The 19,426-nt window shown below is 47.1% G+C and carries 15 protein-coding genes and 1 tRNA gene; 6 read left to right on the top strand and 10 right to left on the bottom strand.

Features of this window, described 5'->3' with window-relative positions; genetic code table 11:
• Nucleotides 1-394 precede the first annotated feature (394 nt).
• The 4 genes from ACYCSE_RS11620 to ACYCSE_RS11605 all read right to left on the bottom strand — a co-directional run bounded on the left by ACYCSE_RS11620 (nucleotide 395) and on the right by ACYCSE_RS11605 (nucleotide 3,208).
• Nucleotides 395-502, bottom strand: a complete 108-nt coding sequence (locus ACYCSE_RS11620; protein ID WP_226887801.1) for a YjcZ family sporulation protein — start codon at nucleotides 500-502, stop codon at nucleotides 395-397.
• 280 nt (nucleotides 503-782) lie between these two features.
• On the bottom strand, nucleotides 783-2,201 hold the full coding sequence (locus tag ACYCSE_RS11615) for a transcriptional regulator (protein ID WP_459702298.1): 1,419 nt from the start codon (nucleotides 2,199-2,201) through the stop codon (nucleotides 783-785).
• 514 nt (nucleotides 2,202-2,715) lie between these two features.
• Nucleotides 2,716-2,787: transfer RNA gene (locus ACYCSE_RS11610), tRNA-Thr, on the bottom strand.
• Nucleotides 2,788-2,860: 73 nt separating this feature from the next.
• A complete protein-coding gene (locus ACYCSE_RS11605; protein WP_459702297.1) occupies nucleotides 2,861-3,208 on the bottom strand; it encodes an MTH1187 family thiamine-binding protein in 348 nt (115 codons plus the stop codon).
• Nucleotides 3,209-3,733: 525 nt separating this feature from the next.
• Between ACYCSE_RS11605 and ACYCSE_RS11600 the strand changes: the two genes are divergently transcribed.
• From ACYCSE_RS11600 to ACYCSE_RS11590, 3 genes are all read left to right on the top strand, one after another.
• Nucleotides 3,734-6,067, top strand: coding sequence for a ribonucleoside-diphosphate reductase subunit alpha (locus tag ACYCSE_RS11600; protein ID WP_459702296.1), 2,334 nt, complete (start codon nucleotides 3,734-3,736; stop codon nucleotides 6,065-6,067).
• A gap of 20 nt (nucleotides 6,068-6,087) precedes the next feature.
• Nucleotides 6,088-7,119, top strand: coding sequence for a ribonucleotide-diphosphate reductase subunit beta (locus ACYCSE_RS11595; RefSeq protein ID WP_029517885.1), 1,032 nt, complete (start codon nucleotides 6,088-6,090; stop codon nucleotides 7,117-7,119).
• Nucleotides 7,120-7,286: 167 nt separating this feature from the next.
• Complete coding sequence (locus tag ACYCSE_RS11590; protein ID WP_459702295.1) at nucleotides 7,287-9,038, top strand: methyl-accepting chemotaxis protein; 1,752 nt, start codon at nucleotides 7,287-7,289, stop codon at nucleotides 9,036-9,038.
• Between the two features lie 184 nt (nucleotides 9,039-9,222).
• On the opposite strand, the gene ACYCSE_RS11585 is transcribed toward ACYCSE_RS11590, so the two are convergent.
• Nucleotides 9,223-10,059 carry an HAD hydrolase-like protein gene (locus ACYCSE_RS11585; protein ID WP_061830042.1) on the bottom strand — a complete coding sequence of 279 codons (837 nt, stop codon included), beginning with the start codon at nucleotides 10,057-10,059 and terminating at the stop codon, nucleotides 9,223-9,225.
• A gap of 170 nt (nucleotides 10,060-10,229) precedes the next feature.
• Here ACYCSE_RS11585 and ACYCSE_RS11580 point away from each other — a divergent pair, with 170 nt between their 5' ends.
• On the top strand, nucleotides 10,230-10,724 hold the full coding sequence (locus tag ACYCSE_RS11580) for a hypothetical protein (protein WP_061830043.1): 495 nt from the start codon (nucleotides 10,230-10,232) through the stop codon (nucleotides 10,722-10,724).
• On the opposite strand, the gene ACYCSE_RS11575 is transcribed toward ACYCSE_RS11580, so the two are convergent.
• Together ACYCSE_RS11575 and ACYCSE_RS11570 are read right to left on the bottom strand one after the other, a co-directional pair.
• Nucleotides 10,708-12,426 (bottom strand): NAD(P)H-hydrate dehydratase, encoded by a 1,719-nt coding sequence (locus ACYCSE_RS11575; RefSeq protein WP_459702294.1) that lies wholly within the window; start codon nucleotides 12,424-12,426, stop codon nucleotides 10,708-10,710. The two genes, ACYCSE_RS11580 and ACYCSE_RS11575, sit on opposite strands and share 17 nt — an antisense overlap.
• Before the next feature lie 33 nt (nucleotides 12,427-12,459).
• Nucleotides 12,460-13,092 (bottom strand): NAD(P)-dependent oxidoreductase, encoded by a 633-nt coding sequence (locus ACYCSE_RS11570; RefSeq protein ID WP_061831169.1) that lies wholly within the window; start codon nucleotides 13,090-13,092, stop codon nucleotides 12,460-12,462.
• 404 nt (nucleotides 13,093-13,496) lie between these two features.
• Here ACYCSE_RS11570 and ACYCSE_RS11565 point away from each other — a divergent pair, with 404 nt between their 5' ends.
• Nucleotides 13,497-14,462 carry a hypothetical protein gene (locus tag ACYCSE_RS11565; protein ID WP_061831168.1) on the top strand — a complete coding sequence of 322 codons (966 nt, stop codon included), beginning with the start codon at nucleotides 13,497-13,499 and terminating at the stop codon, nucleotides 14,460-14,462.
• A gap of 273 nt (nucleotides 14,463-14,735) precedes the next feature.
• Nucleotides 14,736-15,692: an ArsR/SmtB family transcription factor gene (locus ACYCSE_RS11560; RefSeq protein WP_061831167.1), complete on the top strand. Its 957-nt coding sequence runs from the start codon at nucleotides 14,736-14,738 to the stop codon at nucleotides 15,690-15,692.
• 120 nt (nucleotides 15,693-15,812) lie between these two features.
• Here ACYCSE_RS11560 and ACYCSE_RS11555 read toward each other — a convergent pair whose 3' ends face one another.
• The 3 genes from ACYCSE_RS11555 to ACYCSE_RS11545 form a co-directional block, all read right to left on the bottom strand.
• Nucleotides 15,813-16,865, bottom strand: a complete 1,053-nt coding sequence (locus tag ACYCSE_RS11555; RefSeq protein WP_459702293.1) for a lactonase family protein — start codon at nucleotides 16,863-16,865, stop codon at nucleotides 15,813-15,815.
• A gap of 220 nt (nucleotides 16,866-17,085) precedes the next feature.
• Nucleotides 17,086-18,288 carry an MFS transporter gene (locus ACYCSE_RS11550; RefSeq protein ID WP_069290939.1) on the bottom strand — a complete coding sequence of 401 codons (1,203 nt, stop codon included), beginning with the start codon at nucleotides 18,286-18,288 and terminating at the stop codon, nucleotides 17,086-17,088.
• A gap of 238 nt (nucleotides 18,289-18,526) precedes the next feature.
• Entirely contained in the window at nucleotides 18,527-19,297 is a 771-nt protein-coding gene (locus ACYCSE_RS11545) for an AAA family ATPase (RefSeq protein ID WP_061831164.1), read from the bottom strand.
• Nucleotides 19,298-19,426 lie beyond the last annotated feature (129 nt).

The raw sequence follows: 19,426 nt of genomic DNA, 5'->3' as shown, positions 1-19,426 counted from the left end.
TGTCCAGAATCATAAAAAAGCGCGCCCTCCAAAAAGCTTGGAAGCCGCGCTGTGCTTGAGATGATAGCTATGCTGGTGAAGGGAATTGAACCCCCGGCCTACGCATTACGAGTGCGTTGAAATAAGGCTTCTGTAGCCCGCTCTATTAGAAATAAACTTCCCGCAGGTAGTATAAATATCCGTATTTCGGTAGAAGATTTGGTAGAAGAAAGTAGCCGAGATAACAAGTACGCGACAGATACTTTAATACTCTCTAAAATACCTCTCTCCGTCTATGTAGAGCATAAAAAGCCCTGCCGACCATAAGGATAGCAGAGCTCACTATCTAATCTGATTTCGGGCAAATCGCGGATGAAAATTGATTAATGTGGGATTCATACATTTTCTCACAGAATTAAATCCAACATGATTTAAGGATGATAACCAAAAGGATATAGAGCACCAAAATTGCCGCTGTAGAAGTCCACACATTGCAAACAGCTGGACCTGCACATCCACTCATTGCTTAGCCCTCCTTTATTTATCGTCACCTTAGTATATGTGTAAATACGTTCTGTGACCGGGCCATTCAGGTAAAAAGAAAGACACTCTACCAGTCGGGGTTATTACGTAGTCAGATGTTAAGGAGTTTATCGTCTAATAAAACAAAAATCCCCGCCGACCAGTTAAGGCTTGCGGGGATTTTCGGGACTGATGTTTAAGCTCCTCCAATGGTAACCTGAGGCTGGATACTATGGTGGTTTAAGGCTTGATCCGGCACAGTTATAATAAATAACAAAAAGCTAGCCGCGATAATCAGCAGTACCGTTTTTTTCAACATTAGTCATCCACACCTTTTCAATAAGATTTAAAAAACCAGCTTTGGTTTCAGGAACAGCATGATCCCGAAAATGTAAAAATAGCCCCATACAATTAATGAAATAAGTCTCATTATTTAGTGTATGATAACTTACCGTTGAATACATCAAATGTTTAAAACCATCATTGTAGGAGCCTCGATGTAAATAATAATAAGCTAACTCGTAACCAAACCACGCGATATAGTCCGGTATCACTTGCTGTGTATACATATCATCGGATAGAGGATGTTCAGAAAACGAATTAATCTCCGATTCAAATCGTTTGAGTATTTCGTCTACATCTATGCTATATTGGTTTGCGGCAATTATAACATTGAGTAGTTTTGATATCTTCTCGTTTTCGTTAGTCGCTGATGTGGCTACAATATATTCAACATAATCATGCAGCACATTTATATCTCCTGATAAAAGTTTATATACGTAAGTATTACCTTCTGCCCAACTTTTGAACAAACTAATCCAGTGCCGGGTATCTTCGTCAGTCTCCATTACCCAATCTAAATTAGCGTAGGTGTATGTATAGTCTAGAGCTTGTTGATAATCGCCTTGGGCTTCACAGACGCTAGCACACAACAGGTCAGCATAGGAAATGTATACAAACAATGGACGGCTTAGCTTATCAGTAGAGTCAGTGTGTTCTCGACTGTTCTGTTGATGTTTCAGTGTATATTGGATTTCGGCTTTAGCTCTCATTTTCTTCGCCATTTCGTCAACCTTGTCCCATTTACGCAAAGACCTGTATACGTTCGCTAAATCCTTTAAAGCATCAAGTTGGTCTATTTCATCAAGGCGCTCAACAAAAACTTCAAAAATCGTAGCTGCACTAAGATTACGGCTTTGATCGTCTCCAACTTGAATCGTAAATATACGATATTGACAGACTGCCAATCGTTCTGAATGTTGATATTTCTCCGCTTCAGCTACCCCCTTATAGAGCAGCAATGCAGCCGCATGTCTTCCCTGCGCCAACAATTCTTCTGCAATTTCAAATAGCTTGGGTGAATACAGTAGATTGTCCATGATGGCTCCAACCACTCGACGGATCGCATCCAACTTGTCCAACTCCGCACAGCGAAACAAAAATGGCTCGATTCGCCTCATATTCGGAGGATGGTCGATGATGTAGTTTTCTATGAACAAGTCATAAAAGTGACCTTCTGGTAAACCCATAGCCTCAGTAATTCGATCCAGTTGGTTAACAGACAAAGGCTTGTTTCCTGTCACGATAGCACTTACTGCTCCCCTATTCATATCCGCAATATGACCAAATTGTGTTAGACTCAATCCTTCTTGTTGTAGGTATCTGTCTAATTCTGCTCGAATCGTAGGTGTATGCTTCATGCCATAGCCACCCTTCGCATAGAAATTCCAGTATTTTATAATCATTTACTATTTTTGTCCAGTAATTAACAGTTGTCAATATCTTTTTTTGCGAATCATGTGGAAAAGCCACGTTTGTCATAAGGGCACCCCTGTAAACAAAAAAACACCCCACCGACATTAAGCCAGCAGGGTGTTTCGTATTTCCAAACGCTTGTGATTATTCCTCATTATCTGTAGTTGGACTGTCAGCCGACTTACCATCCACATAAGCCTCAGCCAGAATATAAGCAATCACTGCACCGAATCACGACATTACTATCGTATTTTAGACACAATCGTAAAAGAGCACCCTGACTTTCCGCGGATTCGTTTCTATGATCTAAGACACGCTCATAACAGGGAACTCATGAACACTGAAAAAACCACTTTACTATACTAAAGGTTAGAAGATTGTTAGAAGATTGCCCAGAATCACAAAAAAGCACGCCCTCCAAAAAGCTTGGAAGTCACGCTGTGCTTGAGTTGATAGCTATGCTGGTGAAGGGAATTGAACCCCCGGCCTACGCATTACGAGTGCGTTGCTCTACCCCTGAGCTACACCAGCAGGTCAGTGTAACTGACAACAAAAACTATTATACTCTTAGTTACATAAAAATCAATCACTTACATCAACTTTTTCAGCTAGAATTTGGATTTAATTCGGTAACATTTCCTGTCGCGGTGCCAGATAGTTTCTCTGCGACGGAACGGAGCTTTTGGTGACTGGAGGAAGGCTTGTCACGGCGATCATCAATTTTGACCGAGGTGGAAACACGCTTGGCTCCAGACAGGAATGGCGCTTCGTGCAGCGCAGCAATGGCGGTGAACACATCGTCCAACGAACCTTCAATAATCGTACTCATGGAGGTAAGCTCATAGGTAATTCCTTTTTGCGTCTTCAACACTTTTTGCATCTGGGCAACGTAGTCGCTCAGGCTTGTACTCCCCGTCCCAATCGGGATCACTGTCACTTCTGCAATAGCCATCGCCAAGTTCCTCCTTTAATTTAAAATCGTCGCTTCTTTAAAAATCTAAAATTTCAGTCCGATAGAGCGAGCAACCTGATTTCACAAAAATAGTTCATATGTATGCTGCTTGTTTCTGTAGGAAACACTCTATCATTCATTGTACCGTTCAAACTGCCTCAATTCAAATACAGCCCGCGACTTCTCTGCATATTTTGATTTTCCATTCCTTTTCCTTTACGTATGGCTTCGAATGTTGCTATAATACTCCTTGCACTTATTTGAAATTTTAAGTTTATACACACAATATGTTGGGTTAAATATTCATAACACGTCTAAATATAGTGATGTAGCCGATAAATCGTACGGGAACCATCTTTTCCCCCTTCATTGGCAGGTGCATCGCTATTTCTATGTTATTGGATTACATACAGCCCCCAAATGCTGTCTGACCATCGCTTTTTTCGCCATTATCTTCTCATCATGATCATTTTCATGCCTATTCCCAAGTATGATTCCAAATCAGGAAAGCGAGGAATTAATCCTATGCCACAACTCGTAACCAAACCAAACAATCGCCAGTTGGCTTTTGATGAAATACGCATTTCCGTATATGCCGACCGTGTACTCAGCGGGCTGGACAAGCTGGATAAAGATCGTCTCATTCGTGGTGTAACTAGCAAACTGCGCCGGGACGAAGTCACGGGGGATGACATTAGCAACGCGTTTGCGATGGCTGCCCTTGAATTGGTTAGTAAGGAAGAACCGGACTGGAAATTTGCCGCTGCGCGTGCTTTGCTCACTTCCTTGTATAAAAAAGCGGCCACTCACCGCCGTTATAAATCCTATGCGGACGAGCCTTACGGTGCTTTTTATCCACTGATCACTGATTTGGTCCAAAAAGGAATTTACCGTCAAGAACTGCTCGACTACTATACCAAGGAGCAGATTGATGAGTTGGGCGATTCCATATTGCCGAAAAATGATCTGCTGTTCGATTATATCGGGCTGTTAACGCTGTCTGAGCGCTATTTGGCCAATGATTTTGACGGACGCGTAATGGAACTGCCGCAGGAACGCTACATGATCATCGCGATGTACCTGATGCACCAAGAGCCTGCCGACAAGCGGATGGATTTGGTCAAGGAAGCATACTGGGCGATGAGCAACATGTACATGACAGCAGCTACACCAACCATGTCCAATGCCGGAAAAAAGGTGGCCGGACAGCTCTCCAGCTGCTTTATCGACACCGTAGACGACTCGTTGGAAGGCATTTTCGACTCCAATACGGATGTAGCCCGTCTTAGCAAAATGGGCGGCGGCATCGGCGTATACCTCGGTAAAGTACGGGCGCGTGGCTCCGATATCCGTGGACATAAAAATACAAGTTCCGGCGTCATTCCGTGGATTCGCCAGTTGAACAATACAGCTGTTAGCGTAGACCAATTGGGTACTCGCAAAGGTGCAATTGCCGTATATCTGGACGTATTCCATAAGGACATCCTCGCGTTCCTTGACCTGAAGCTGAACAACGGTGACGAGCGGATGCGTGCACATGACGTGTTCCATGGCGTATGTCTGCCTGATCTGTTCATGGAGCGGGTCGAAGCACGGGGTGAATGGAATCTGTTCTGTCCGCATGAAGTGAAGAAAGTGATGGGCTGGAAAGATGATAACGGTCGTCCAATGGGCCTGGAAGATTTCTATGATGAAACCTTCGGTTCGGGTACCTTCCGCGAAAAGTATGAGGAGGCGTCACAGCATCCCATTCTCTCTCGTATTACAGTGCCTGCCATCGACATCATGAAGCGCCTGATGAAATCACAACTGGAAACAGGCACACCGTACATGTTCTACCGTGATACGGTAAACCGGGCGAACCCGAACCGCGCCCATGGTATGGTATATTCCTCCAACCTATGTACGGAAATTATGCAAAACCAATCTGCAACTGTAGTAGAAAAAGAAGAATTGGTCACCAAGGACGGACAAACACGCATCGTTATTTCCAAAATTCCTGGCGACTTTGTGGTGTGCAACCTGAATTCCATCCATCTGGCTCGTGCGGTTCCGGCAGGTGTGCTGGATCGCCTCGTACCGATTCAGGTACGTATGCTGGATAATGTTATTGATATCAACAATATTGAAGTACTGCAAGCACAATATACGAACAGCCAATATCGCGCTGTCGGTCTGGGTACATTTGGACTGCATCATCTACTCGCACTGGAAGGTATCCGTTGGGAATCCGATGAAGCGGTAACCTATAACGATCATTTGTATGAAAAAATTAACTACCTGGCAGTCAAATCCAGCATGGAGCTAGCGAAAGAAAAAGGCCGTTATGCCAAATTCGAGGGTTCTGACTGGTCTACCGGGCACTATTTCACTTCCCGTGGCTATACGGATGGTACACGTGAAGGCAAATTTGTCACTACGTCCGAGTGGAGCGAGCTTGCAGAAGAAGTCAAACAAAATGGTGTCCGCAACGCATGGCTGTTCGCCATCGCGCCTAACGGGTCCACGTCTATTATTGCAGGCTCTACCGCCAGCATTGATCCATTGTACGAGCTGCTTTCCTATGAAGAGAAAACAACTTACAAGATTGCTAACCCTGCACCGGATTTGAACGAAAAAACCATCTGGTACTACAAGACGGCTTTCTTGCTGGATCAACACGCTTCGATCAACATGGCTTCTGCACGTCAGCGTCATATTGACCAGGGCCAAAGCTTTAACCTGTATGTACGGCCTGATATTAAAGCAACTGAATTTTTAGAGCTGCACATCCATGCCTGGAAATCAGGTATGAAATCGACCTATTATGTACGCAGCCGCGCACTGACGATTGAAGAATGTGATAGCTGCGCATCCTAAACTAAAGGAGAGAAGCTCTCATGCAGTTACAGAAGATTTTTAACACGGAAGCGCCAAATCGCTCTACCCGTATTATTGAAGGCGAAAGCTCCGGTATTTTGAATTGGAACGATATTCGGATGCCGCATATGTACAAATTGTATAAAGTGCTACTGCTGAACCACTGGATTCCAGATGAAATTCCGATGTCCAAGGACGCGTCCCAGTTCCCTGTGCTGGATGCCGAAGAACAGCGCACCTTCAAAATTAACATCGGCCTGCTGGCTGTGCTGGATTCGATGCAAACAATGTTTGTCGGGGATGTAAAACGCTATTTTACCGACTCGTCACTGGAAGCTATTTCAGCGATTATCGGGCAGCAGGAAGTGGTGCATAACCAGTCCTACTCCTACGTTCTGTCTTCTTTGGTGTCAGATCAGGAACAGAAGGAAATTTTTGAATACTGGAAAAACGATCCTGTCCTGCTGGAGCGTAACACATTCATCTCGGATATTTATCAGGAGTTCCGCGATGAGCAGAACCCACAAACCTTTTTCCAGGCGATGGTAGCCGATTTGATTTTGGAGGGCATTTTCTTTTACAGCACATTTGCTTTCTTCTACAATTTGGCCCGTGATCAGAAAATGATGGCAACCAGCCAAATGATCTCGTATATTCAGCGTGATGAAAATCAGCATTGCTACTTCTTCGCCGAAGTGTTCAAGCAGCTATTGTCCGATTTCCCTGAGCTGAATACCAAGGAAAATACGGACTATGTCTATCGTATGATTGACCGAGCTGTGGAGCTCGAAACGAATTGGGCGCATTATACGCTCAAAGAGGTTCGCGGCATCGACTTGAACGAGCTGAGCGATTACATCAAATACATGGCAAATATGCGCCTGAGACTGCTTGGTATGGACAAAGCGTACGAAGGCGTAGATGTAAACTGTATGCCTTGGATCAAACCATTCTCAGATGAAGCGCTGAATGCGACAAAAACGGACTTCTTTGAAGCAAAATCACGCAATTATGGCAAGGTCGGAGATGACAACGGATTTGACGATTTGTAAGTCATAAGATACAGCCTTAGCTCGGTACTTACCGGGCTAAGGCTTTTTTCATGAGAATTTACGCAAATACGCAAAAAAAATCAATGAAACATCTGAATAACTATTCATATTTTCCTATTTGTACACGATATATATGAAGGTGAAAAAAACATAGTAAGGAGCATATTATGAAAAGCAGCGTTAAAAAAAGAATGGGATTACAATCCAAACTCTACTTCATCTTGCTCATTCCTTTAATAGTGATTGGCGTCATTGTTCTGTGGACGACCAATCAATCCATCCAGAATGCTTCTCTATCAACCATGCAGCTAAACAATGAAACGCTGGCAAAGAACACGGCCCAGTTATTGGACAAATCTGCAGTCAAGAGCTTAAATACTGATTCATCTGAGCAAAGCAGCGAGTATAAACAGCTTCGGAACGAGTTAAATACGCTCAGGCTGCAAACTGGAATCCTGTACATCTATATGTACAACCGTGTGGGCAATGAGTGGAAAATTACGGTGGATGGAGCCGCATGGGACGACAAAGACTACAGTCCATTCGGAACTCCTGTAAGTTTTACCCTTAAAGAAACGGAAGAGAAATTGAAACAAGGGGAAACAGTGACTACAGATATTACAACGGACCCTGAGTGGGGGACGATGTTTTCCTCCTTTACTCCCATTAAGGATACAGATGGAACCATCATTGGTTATTTGGGAATCGATAGATCCCTGTCCTCTGTGACTGAAGTATACGAACATACCTTGCCCGAGGCCTACCGATTAGTTATTCCTGTTATCTCCATCATTCTGATCATTTCCATTGCGGCTATGATGCTGGTAACCCGGCGTATACTGCGTCAGGTGAGATTTATTAAAAATACACTGGAGCAAGTAGCCGACGGCAACCTTACGGTTACATCGTCGCAAGTAACATATGATCAGTTAGGCGAAATTAGCAAATTGACAAACAAAATGGTGGAAGCCATGTCCAATATAATTGTAGATATTCAAAGCAGTTCTAGCACACTCCAGCATGCATCAGAAAATATCGTCGTGACAACGGAGGGGACACTCCACCAAACTGAGGAACTGTCCCGCACACTCCAGCAAATTGCCGATGTCTCTATTAACCAAGCGGATCAAGCAGTGGAATCGGTTCAACAATCTGACCGATTAGGACAAACGCTGGATGAAGTCGGAAGCCATGTGCAACAATTTACGAATACGGCCTATCATCTCAATGAGGTTCGTAATCAGGTAGCCAGTGAGCATGAACTGTTATTAGAGAAAGGACGAGAAAGTGCCCTGCGTATCAAGCAGATGCAGCATATGTCACACGCATTAACCGAAAAATCGCGCGAGGCGGCTAACATCGGTCAGCAGGTACAGGGCATCGTAAAGCAGACGCAGATTTTGTCCTTTAATGCATCTATTGAAGCCTCACGTGCAGGCGAAGCTGGCAAGGGTTTTTCTGTAGTTGCTCATGAAATGGGACAACTTGCTCAGCAATCTGCCATATCGATTCGGGAAATCGATGAAATCTTAAGAAGCTTTGTTGAGCAAATTGAGCAAATGGGTGATCAATTTGATGAAAACATAAAGACCGTCAATGAACAAGAAACCCAAATTTCGGTATGTCTACAGTCTGTTGACAAAGTCACCCAGGTTTCACAGGAAGTTCAGGAGTTAGCCGCACATCTAGCTCAATTGACGGCAGAAATGCAAGAGGTACGTCACAGCGTAGATCAACATTTAAATCACACAGCCAGCGCGGCACAGCAGACTGCCGGAATGACAGAAGATGTATCAGCAAGCGCCGAGAAGCAGGCCCTAGCGGTAAAAGAACTATCCGAAGTAGCCCGCAATCTCACGACACTATCAAACAATCTGCAGCGTCATGCCGACCAGTTCCAGGTAAAAAACGCTGAATAGTGAATATTATGTTGGATTCGATTCAACTAAACGAAAAGAAGTAAACTAAAATGGAGCATTCGCTAACGTAGCGAATGCTCCATTATTATGTTTTGAAAGCCGAGCAGGGTTCACCTTTATCCGAGTAGGTGCATACATATAACCTAGAAGTGTGTATTCAAGCAACCCAGAATCATACACGTTCTTATGATGGAGGTAGCGCCGCTGTTTTCACCTGTTTCGTATAAGAAGGATAACCTCCCGTATGCTGGAGCATTTCGATTTCACGCAAAATACGCGGCAAGTCAGCGACCGAGTTCATCACGATGTGGGCTCCTGCTCTTTTCAAACCATATACACTCTGTCTGCGTCGTTCCTCAGCCACTCTGTCGTCCACTTCATGGCTGGTCGTTTGAGCTGCGGTCGTCACGCTTTCGTTATGGTTCAAGACACCAATCGTCCATACACCGGCGTTCCGTCCTTCTTGCATATCGGCTGCTGTATCCCCTACTTTCACAATATCGCTCAGCGGAAATACCTGCAAGCGATGTGCAATTTCATAGATCATCCACGGATAAGGTCTCCCCTGCGAAACTTCACAAGGGGCAACCATACAATCCAGCGTATAGGGGGATTGTGCAGGCGTAAATACGTGACTGAGCATCTCCATCGGACAGGATGCAGTGGCACCTGACTGAATGCGACGATCCTGCAACTCCTGCAGCGCCCTGTCTATACCGATAGCAGGCTCAGCCCCTTGGATCAAGGAGCGGAGAACAGGGACAAGCTCAAGATAAATATGCTCAATATCCACTCTGCCAGGATGCGCACCAAAGCACTCCAGCCATTTTTTCCGAACCTCTGAAAGTCCCAGCACATTTGCAATATGATCCCGGATCGGCATTCCTCGCCCATGAGATACCTGTTCTTCAGTTACCGGTATACCTTTCCATCTGAAAATGTCACGCATTCCCTGGGTTAAGCCTCGTCCTCCGGGGTCTAACAATGTACTTTCAAGATTAAAAATAACCGCCTGTATCATGCAATCCCCGCCTTTCCGTACCGCGGCTATCCGCAATCTTTATTTTGCTTAGGAACATGATACACAGCTAACGTAAACTGAAATGTCGTAAACGGTAAGCGGATTGTAATTGAAAATAAATTCCTTGATTGGTTATGAATACCGAGTGTGATAAGAGGAGGAGTCGCAACATGAGACAGCCTTGGAATGAATTTAATTCCAAAATGCCTTGGCGGATGGAGCTTGGTTGTTATGCGCTGAATAAACTGGCCTGTGGAGGATTAGTTTTTGGTCTCTTATGGATCTACTGCTATCTGACAGAGGAAATAACAGGGATTCCTCTGACTATAGCAGGCAATAGTGGTGAACTGACCGCGCAGCTGTGGGCCTATGGTTTTGCCCTTCCTGCCGCTCTTGCCGCTGATGCGCTACGCGATCTTTTACCCTGGCTTCGCAAGCCCGAGCAGCTCACCCTATACCTCGCTGCAGGATTCAGTGTCTTTCTCCTACTAGGTTCTTTGATGTCGCCTGCCGGAACGGGCATTTCATGGAGCAACGGCATAGCAGGTGCAGGGATTACACTGCTGTATTATGGAGGAAGGCACTGGCTGAACCGTGAATATGGATTACAGATCATGCTGGCCTTCCTCCTGCCACTGCTGCTATGGCCTATAGGGCTTCAATAATGTCGCCAGCGATCACAGAGGCAGGATGCTGGCGATGACGTGCGGCTGTTTCTCCAGTCGCACCATGCAGATACACGCCAAATGCTGCTGCCTGCGAAGCATTCAAGCCCTGAGCCAGCAAACCTGCGATGATGCCTGTTAGCACATCGCCCGCACCGCCTGTCGCCATCCCAGCATGGCCTGTGGTATTGACGTAGGCCATTCCGTCGGGACAAGCGATGACCGTACGTGCTCCTTTGAGCACCAGCGTGACCCCACGTGTTCGGGCGTACTCCCGGGCAAGGGTGATGCGGTCACGCTGCACCTCTGCTGTCGGTATGCCCAGCAGACGAGCCATTTCACCGGGGTGCGGCGTTAGTACGACCGCCGCACTTCTCGGCTTCCAAGCCTCCAGCTCAGGCCCCGCCGAGGCGAGGATGTTCAAAGCGTCCGCATCAAGCACGAGCGGACCGCCGTATTCCTCCCACAGGCGGCGCAGCCAGCCGGTGTCCCCTGCAAAGCGGCCGAGGCCGGGGCCGACGGCCAGTACATCACGTGCCTGCGCGAGCTGTAGCAGCTCGTCTGCGGAGTCGGCATTCCATTCGCCGTCTCCACCTGCTGCTGCGGCAGCGAGCATCAGTTCCGGCGCGGCGCCAATGATGCGCGGCAACAACGCCTCGGGCACCGCCCACGTGACAAGGCCGCTGCCGATGCGCAGGGCGGCACGTGCCGCCAGCAGGCCCGCGCCGCTCATGCGCAGGCTTCCGGCCGCGACGAGAACATGGCCGTAGGTGCCCTTGTGCCCGTCCGGCACGCGGCTGCGGCTTACATCTACGTCCAGCGCAGCGCGCAGCGTGTCACGGGTCAAGAGCCGCAGCTGCACGCCGCACTCACGGGCAAGGCCAGGTGGAATACCGATGTAGCGTACCACCACATCGCCTGCGGTCCCGGCGCCCGGATATTGGACGAGCCCACGCTTCAAGTAAGCGAGGCATACGGTGACGCGCGCACGAATGCACGGCTCGTGCAGCGCACCCGTGTCGGCGTCGAGGCCGCTAGGCACGTCTACCGACACGAGCGGCGCGCCGCTGGCATTGGCCTCGCGGATCAGCGAGGCGTAGGGTTCGCGCGGCGGGCCTTGCGTGCCCGTGCCCAGCAGGGCATCGACGACGCCGGAGGCGCCGCGCAGGTCGAGGGTATCCCGGCCATAGAGGATCACCGGGATACCCAGAGCCGCGATGATATCGCGTTGCGCAGCCGCTTCACCGCGTAGCGTGTCTGGCGGCTCGACGTACACAACGGTGACGCGTAGCCCTGCATCGGTCAGATGGCGGGCTGCCACCAGTCCGTCACCACCGTTGTTGCCTTTGCCTACGAGGATATACCAGTGTTCTCGTTCCCGTAAGTCATGTCGTCCTTGACTCCACGTCTCTGTCCGTATAACACCGCCATGTCCCGGTATATCCCCCGGCCCTGTGTGTGTAACCCCTTCTGTCCACTGCGCCCCCAACACTTCAACACGATCATTTCCACGTGTTAGATCAGCAGTGCCTACTGAGAAGCCGCCGCCATTGCTCTTTCCACTTCTTTCGGCACATAGCTTCAACACCTCGTCAGCTACCGCGCGCCCGGCATTTTCCATCAAGGTAAGGGCCGGAATACCCAGCTTGTCAATTGTATAGCGATCCAATTCTCGCATTTCTTCGGCGGTCACCATATACATGCTTTTCGCCTCCCGTATGGCTATCCCTGCTTATTAATATCCAACCGTAAAACGGGAATTGACAAATTCCCCTTCTACTAACTCATCAATCAGGGCTACCGCATAATCTTCGACCGAGATACGGCTATGGCCTAATTCGTCAACCACCAAATGATCCAAACCAATACGGAACTGTCCTGTACGTTTTCCCAATTCAATTATTCCGGCAGGACTACAATAGGTCCAGTCTACATCCGCAGCGCGGTACAGCTCCAGTGCATCTGCATGGGCAGCCGCCAGTGGCTTCACTTCCTCCGGAAACTCGGCGGTATCCATAAGGCGCTCACCGTTTTCTGTTTTCAGACTTCCCGCTCCGCCAACGACAAGTATGCGCTCCGCGCCGGAACGCCGAGTTCCTTCCAGCAAAGAACGAGTCGCTTCGAGCAGTTCTTCCTCTTCTCCAAACTTGGGACCGTATGCGCTAATGATAGCATCGTGCCCTTTGGCCACATCCGTAACGGAATTCGGATTTAGAATATCCGCTTGAACCACCGTCAAATATTCACTTTGCTCCGTCACACGTTGCGGGTCGCGCACCGCCGCCGTCACTTCATACTTACGCTTGATTGCTTCCTTTACTAACGCTTGACCAATGGTTCCTGTTGCTCCGAAAATAATAACTTTCATATAAATGTGCCCTCTTCCTGTCTATAATTTACTTACTGTTATTTATCCGTTTTATGTCCAGCCTAAACCCGTACAGCATGTCAGCTTACACTCCCCCCGGCTGTCGCCAGTACATCCCTTCCGACCTCGGACTGACCAATTAGACGCCGAATTGCGCATACAAGCGGTCGACCGGCTTATCCGCGATCAGCGTCACAAAGCTGCCCGTACGGTTGATTCGATGTCTCATAATGTTCTGTTGCAATTTCTACATTTTTATCCATGGCGAATCTCCTCCTGCTTGTAATCTTGTCTATTTTACCAAAAAATACTTCATATATCCTGGTCAAAGGGATACAAGCCCTTGAAATGCCTGTATGGTCTGTGCAATAGTGTAGAAAGAACAATGGAAGGAGGGATTGCGGGTGTCCCCGACGGACTTCGCGGCGTTAGCCGCATATATCTCACCCGGTCTGATTGCCTTCCTGCTGGCGTTGTCTTTGCTGGTATGGCTGTATGTTCACAGTGCAGCCCAGCTTCGAAATTCACGTCAGCAGCGGCTGGAAGAATTACAGGAATCGCTGCGTATCTATGGACGATTAGCTGGTTGTCTCCAAACCGCTACCCAGAACGGGTTCAATAACAGCGAAAAGCAGTACCAGAACGGACTCATCCACGCTCTTCAGGAAGCCAAAGCTGCTCCCTATTTGACCCCTCACCTTCAAGAGCAGGTTCAAGCATCCCTTCGGGAGTGTGATACATTCCGCAGAGAATTGCTTCTCAAATCACTGGAGCGTGAAATGAACAAACTCATCGAGGAACGGCGTCTTGTTCTGCTGGAATCTCATGCTCCGGGCTGGGGAACAGCATTGTGGAAGCTATTGCGCCCAGCAGCTGGTCCGTTGGCGCTGGCAGGAATCGTCTGGTTGGTCACAAGGCTGGTTATGGAACTGATAGCCTCCAGCCATGTCGATGTTAGTCTGCCCGATACTGCACAATCTACCTCATGGCTCATAGGGTGTGCATGGATGAGGTTCGTTTCCGGCTTGATCGCCCTACTGTATGTTTACCGGCTGATGACCCTGCGCAGGCAAAATGATCTGGACGTGACGGCATCCCATTTTCCAACAAGCCTGTTGTGCTTAGTGATCGCCGCTGTCGCTCTGTTTCAATGGATCGGACCGGAAGCATCTCCCTACATACTGGCTGTTCAGCTTGTGCTGTTCTTGATTGGCTTCCGACTTACCCGAGGCCGCTCGCGCAGTGATCGTCCTTATGTTGGTCATCCCGGCTTGATCAAGGCAGATGCTTCTCAACATCAGGATTTACACGCAGCAGATAAAGATAAAACGGCTGACTCTTCTTTGGCAGAAGAACATATCCGGTCCTAAACACCAATGGCACAGGATTCTATTCCCGTATCCACCCTGCAAATCACATACCATCACAGGACATCCCAACAACAAAGAAAGAGATTATGGGGTGTCCTGTTTTTTGAACAATTTTTGGCTTTTTGAGGGGTTAGGCTTGTGCCAGTGATCAAGGAAAGGGTATATTGTTTATATAAATGTAAATCATATCGTTTTTTATGTATGAATATTGAAAAAAATCCATATATGTTAAACTACCATCAATTTATGATGTGCGTTAGAATTGGAGGAACTATGCAACTGGACATTTCTGAAAAATCACTTCCCGTTTATGAAGCGCTGGCCAGTGAGGTTCGGCTAAACATGATTGTTCTGCTTGCGGAGAAGCCTATGAATATACGTGAGCTGGCGGAAGCGTTGGGGCTCAGCAGTGCGATTATGACGATGCATGTCAAGAAACTGGAGAGAGCGTCCATTATTTCGACCAAAATGCTGCCTGGACGAGGCGGGGTACAGAAAGTGTGCTCACTGGCTACAGACAAAATTGAAATCGCCATGCCACGCTACCAGCAAGATGTACGACAATTCCATCAGACGGAGATTTCTGTCGGACACTTTACAGATTTTGAAATACAGGCGACCTGCGGACTGGCTACAGTCGAAAAAATCATTGGTGAATTCGATGAGCCTCGTTCGTTCTTGGACCCTGAGCGCTTCAATTCCAAAATTCTGTGGTTTAGCCAAGGATATATGGATTATAAGGTGCCGAATTTCCTACTGTCCAGCCAAAAAGCCGAGGAACTGGAAATTTCGATGGAACTATCATCCGAGGCCCCTTTTACCAATGATAATTGGCCTTCAGATATCACTTTTTTCCTAAATGATGTGAATTTGGGTACATGGACCAGTCCAGGGGATTTCGGGGATAACCGTGGTAAATACACACCTGCATGGTGGCCTGATTTTATCAATCAATATGGTCTCCTTAAAAGACTTCGCGTTACCTCTGAAGGTACCTTTATGGATGGCAAGCAAATATCTGACGTGACTTTAAGCCAAGTGCTGATTGATCAGAAGCAATGGAAATTCCGTATTGCCATATTGGATGATGCCCAGCATGTTGGAGGGGTTACTCTGTTCGGTACCGGATTTGGTAACTACAATCAGGACATCCTGTTCCGTTTGTACTACAAACATGCAGAAAATCATACCAAAACAGTAACGGTTGAAGCTGGCGATACTAGCAAATAACTTTTAGTTTACTTCAAGACCTGAACACGGCGTTTTGCCCATACCTTTCATGGGAAACAAAGCGCCGTGTTTTATTTTTTCATCCACTTATATCGTACTCTTTTGCCACATGCTATGCGATTAGCGTACAGGTTCAATACATACAGGTGAAGGAACCTCCAGCACATATCCCGTTCGGGTCAACCGTCCATCCTCACTATGGATGGCAAAGGATACGATGTTGTTTCCATCCTGATTCGCTACTACCAGATAACCGGACAAGATGTTGAAGTTACGCGGTGTGCTGCCCAAGGTTTCCACCCATTCCACCGTCTTCAACTTGCCGCTGTCCAGATCGACATGGTATAGCACGATGCTGTCATGACCGCGGTTTGACACATACAAAAAGCGTCCACAGGGCGTAATCCGAATATCGGCTGCTGTATTTTCTACATCTATAATGCCTTCTGGCAGTGTGGACAGGCTTTGCATCAATGTAAGCTCACCATTACGTTCGTTATAACTAAACACAGCGACTGTATTGTTCAACTCATTGGCGACAAAAGCATATGGACGCGAAGGATGAAAAACCAGATGACGCGGTCCAGAACCAGGTGGCAAATCTGTCTCACGATGGGTTACCAGTTTTCCATCCTCTGTCAAACGGTATACCACAATCTGATCCAGTCCCAGATCACATACCAGGGCATACTGTCCTGAAGGATCTGGAATAATCGAATGCGGATGTGCCGCATCCTGGCGGTCCTGGCGAATACCTGAGCCGGTATGCTGAACTTGCCCCGACATGTCTCCTAATCCTCCAGCTTCCGTCGCAGGGAACACAACGGCATTGCCGCCTGAATAGTTGGAAGCCAGCACATATCGTCCATCGGATGTTACGGAAACATAGCAAGTATGCGCTCCCTCCGTCCCTTTTCGATCCAAAGGATGTAATTCCCCCGTCTGGGCATTCACCTGATATGCATACAGCTTGCCTTCTTCTGTTTCACTGGCAGCATACAGCTTCGTCCCATCCGGGTGTAGCGCGAGAAAAGAAGGCCTCTCCATCCCTTCCACACCTCCAACCATGCGCAGATCACCATTGTTCACATGCAAAGCACATACATATATTCCTCTTTCCTGACGAGACGCATAAGTTCCTGTATAAAATAACTGCTCATTTCGCTCTTCCATCGGCTCTCATCTCCTTCTAGCTGTTTTTTACATATGATCTGGCTTTTAGCTCTACTATTTGTCTTGTTGTAAACTCATCATGCATTATTACCCAAGATTCTGTCGTTTCATTAACGTTTCGCGATATATGCAAAAAAATAGCCTCCTTCGGCGCCAACTGTGGTTCACAAGAACGTCACAGTTCACTCCAAAAGAGACTAAGTTTACGAAAAATACAATATTAAACCGCTGTGGTTTGCGTATCTCTGCTATTCCATTTTACAGCCAGCCCCAAACTAAGAATGAGAATGACTGCCCCAAAAATGTATGGCAAATTGATATGCACCTCGAACAATGTACCTGCAAGCGCAGGTCCTAGAATATTACCAATACTCATATAAGCATTGTTCATGCCGGCTGCAACTCCCTGCTCATCCCCCGCCATTTTGGATAAAGCAGTATTAATGGCTGGCCGCAGCAACGACGTAGCGGTAAAGAAGATGAGCGATACCCCTAGTACATAATAAAAGTTACCGGAGAGCAGCATAAGCACAAGGGAAATCGCTGAAAACAGAAAGGAACCGATAATGACACCTTTTTCGCCAAAACGATTCAACATCGGGCTAATGACCACAGCTTGAATCACGGTTCCGACCAGTGCTCCTACCGTAATAATGATAGCAATATCACGCTCATTGTAATGAAACTTTCCCGTCACGAAGAAAGGAAACATCGTTTCAAAATGCGTCAATCCAAAGGTGAGCGTGAATATCATAATCAGCAGCATAAAGTAAGGCTTGCGAAATGAAAGGGCAAACTGTTTAATCACATTGTCCCGTTTGACCTTGACATTCCGAAACTTCAACTGTTTCTCCAGCGACAAGGTTTCGGGCAGCATAATCAAGGAAATCAGTGCAGCTACGCCCGATACAGCAGCCGAAACATATAAGGGCGTACGAATCGAGATATCTGCCAGCAAGCCGCCCACACCAGGACCGATCACAAAGCCAAGAGACATGGCGGCGCCCAACAACCCCATCCCTCTACCGCGATTGTGGACCGTTGTAATGTCAGCAATATAGGCCATCATCGGAGGAATCATAAAAGCTGCCCCTGCACCTCCCAGCAAACGGGAGATATACAGCATGGTCAACGATTCCCCCATCGCAAACAATACAGAAGACGCCGTCATGATTACCAAACCGATAATAATCATTTTTTTACGTCCGTATTTATCGGACCATTCTCCCGCTAGCGGCGAAAACAGGAATTGGGTTAAGCCAAACACGGCAACCAAATAACCACCCGTTTCACCACTGCCTCCCAAGGAGCTCATAAACTTGGGAAGGATCGGAATAATGAGGCCAATTCCCAGCATGGCAATAAACATATTAATCATCAAAATGACCAGCGGTCCCATTTTCAACTGTTGTGAATCTGACATGTAGCGTTTTGTCCTCCTCAGGTTCTTTATTTCGTGTACGAAAATCTTATTTTGCAACCATTCCAGCAAAACTCTTCATTATATTAATAGAGTGTGAGACAAATAACAATCATAAAATACTTCCGATAACCCTGAATCTTTCCTTTGGCAGAACAGCAAAAAGGAACAACCTGAATAGACGATGTTGTCCCTCTCACAACGAACGACCAGGGTGAATTTCTGGAACGGTCTGGCGGTCCTACGATCCCTGTTGTGGATCTTCGAATAGCTCCTGGATCATCTTTTCCTTGTTATTCAGAAATTGTTTCGTAATGATAAAATGATCGGTTTCCTCCAGCGTCGGGGTGTCGATCCCTTCATGTGTCAGATGATACAAGATGGAATCTGGATAAGCCATCAAAATAGGGGAATGAGTAGAAATGATAAACTGCGAGCCCTGCTGCACCAGCTCGTGAATCCGTGCAAGCATGGCCATCTGGCGCAAAGGTGATAACGCAGCCTCCGGTTCATCCAAAATATACAATCCTTGTCCTCCAAACCGATGCACAAAGGCAGCAAAAAAAGACTCGCCATGCGACTGCTCATGCAGCGATTTACCCCCATAGGAATCTCGAATCGGTCGCCCTCCTCCTTCTCGATCCAGCTCGTCGATGTGAGTCGCCACATTATAGTAGCTCTCCGCCCGGAAAAAGAAGCCATCCCTTGGCTTTTCCACCCCTCTCACCAGCCGGATATGCTCATACAGTGAGGAATGCGTGGCTTGTGTAGAAAAATTGAAATTTTTAGTACCGCCCTCTGGATTAAATCCCCACGCGACCGCGATTGCCTCCATAAGCGTCGATTTACCTACGCCATTTTCTCCAATAATATAGGTGACGGAAGGATGGAATTTCAGTTCGTTCCACTGGTGCAGGGCTTTTAAGTTAAACGGATATTGGCTCTCGTCAGCATCTGGAGGCCATATCAGCTCCAGGCGACGTATGAAAAGATTGCGGTCCCATATACTCATGTCCAGTTCAGCTCCATTGCCAAGCAATTCACTAGGTTTTCCATCATTATATTGGAATTATTTACAGCAATCAATCGGAAATCCCATTTCGTAACCCTTCTGTTGTTATTCAAGCGATTATTGTAGGTA

Source organism: Paenibacillus sp. SEL1 (assembly GCF_054602535.1).
This window is presented reverse-complemented; position numbering and strand designations above follow the sequence as displayed.

What these genes read in the sequence shown, in the direction of transcription:
- ACYCSE_RS11575 (WP_459702294.1), bottom strand. Translation starts at nt 12,426, where the DNA reads ATGTATATGGTGACCGCCGAAGAAATGCGAGAATTGGATCGCTATACA.
- ACYCSE_RS11605 (WP_459702297.1), bottom strand. Translation starts at nt 3,208, where the DNA reads ATGGCTATTGCAGAAGTGACAGTGATCCCGATTGGGACGGGGAGTACA.
- ACYCSE_RS11615 (WP_459702298.1), bottom strand. Translation starts at nt 2,201, where the DNA reads ATGAAGCATACACCTACGATTCGAGCAGAATTAGACAGATACCTACAA.
- ACYCSE_RS11555 (WP_459702293.1), bottom strand. Translation starts at nt 16,865, where the DNA reads ATGGAAGAGCGAAATGAGCAGTTATTTTATACAGGAACTTATGCGTCT.
- ACYCSE_RS11590 (WP_459702295.1), top strand. Translation starts at nt 7,287, where the DNA reads ATGAAAAGCAGCGTTAAAAAAAGAATGGGATTACAATCCAAACTCTAC.
- ACYCSE_RS11600 (WP_459702296.1), top strand. Translation starts at nt 3,734, where the DNA reads ATGCCACAACTCGTAACCAAACCAAACAATCGCCAGTTGGCTTTTGAT.
- ACYCSE_RS11585 (WP_061830042.1), bottom strand. Translation starts at nt 10,059, where the DNA reads ATGATACAGGCGGTTATTTTTAATCTTGAAAGTACATTGTTAGACCCC.
- ACYCSE_RS11570 (WP_061831169.1), bottom strand. Translation starts at nt 13,092, where the DNA reads ATGAAAGTTATTATTTTCGGAGCAACAGGAACCATTGGTCAAGCGTTA.
- ACYCSE_RS11545 (WP_061831164.1), bottom strand. Translation starts at nt 19,297, where the DNA reads ATGAGTATATGGGACCGCAATCTTTTCATACGTCGCCTGGAGCTGATA.
- ACYCSE_RS11620 (WP_226887801.1), bottom strand. Translation starts at nt 502, where the DNA reads ATGAGTGGATGTGCAGGTCCAGCTGTTTGCAATGTGTGGACTTCTACA.
- ACYCSE_RS11550 (WP_069290939.1), bottom strand. Translation starts at nt 18,288, where the DNA reads ATGTCAGATTCACAACAGTTGAAAATGGGACCGCTGGTCATTTTGATG.
- ACYCSE_RS11580 (WP_061830043.1), top strand. Translation starts at nt 10,230, where the DNA reads ATGAGACAGCCTTGGAATGAATTTAATTCCAAAATGCCTTGGCGGATG.
- ACYCSE_RS11595 (WP_029517885.1), top strand. Translation starts at nt 6,088, where the DNA reads ATGCAGTTACAGAAGATTTTTAACACGGAAGCGCCAAATCGCTCTACC.
- ACYCSE_RS11560 (WP_061831167.1), top strand. Translation starts at nt 14,736, where the DNA reads ATGCAACTGGACATTTCTGAAAAATCACTTCCCGTTTATGAAGCGCTG.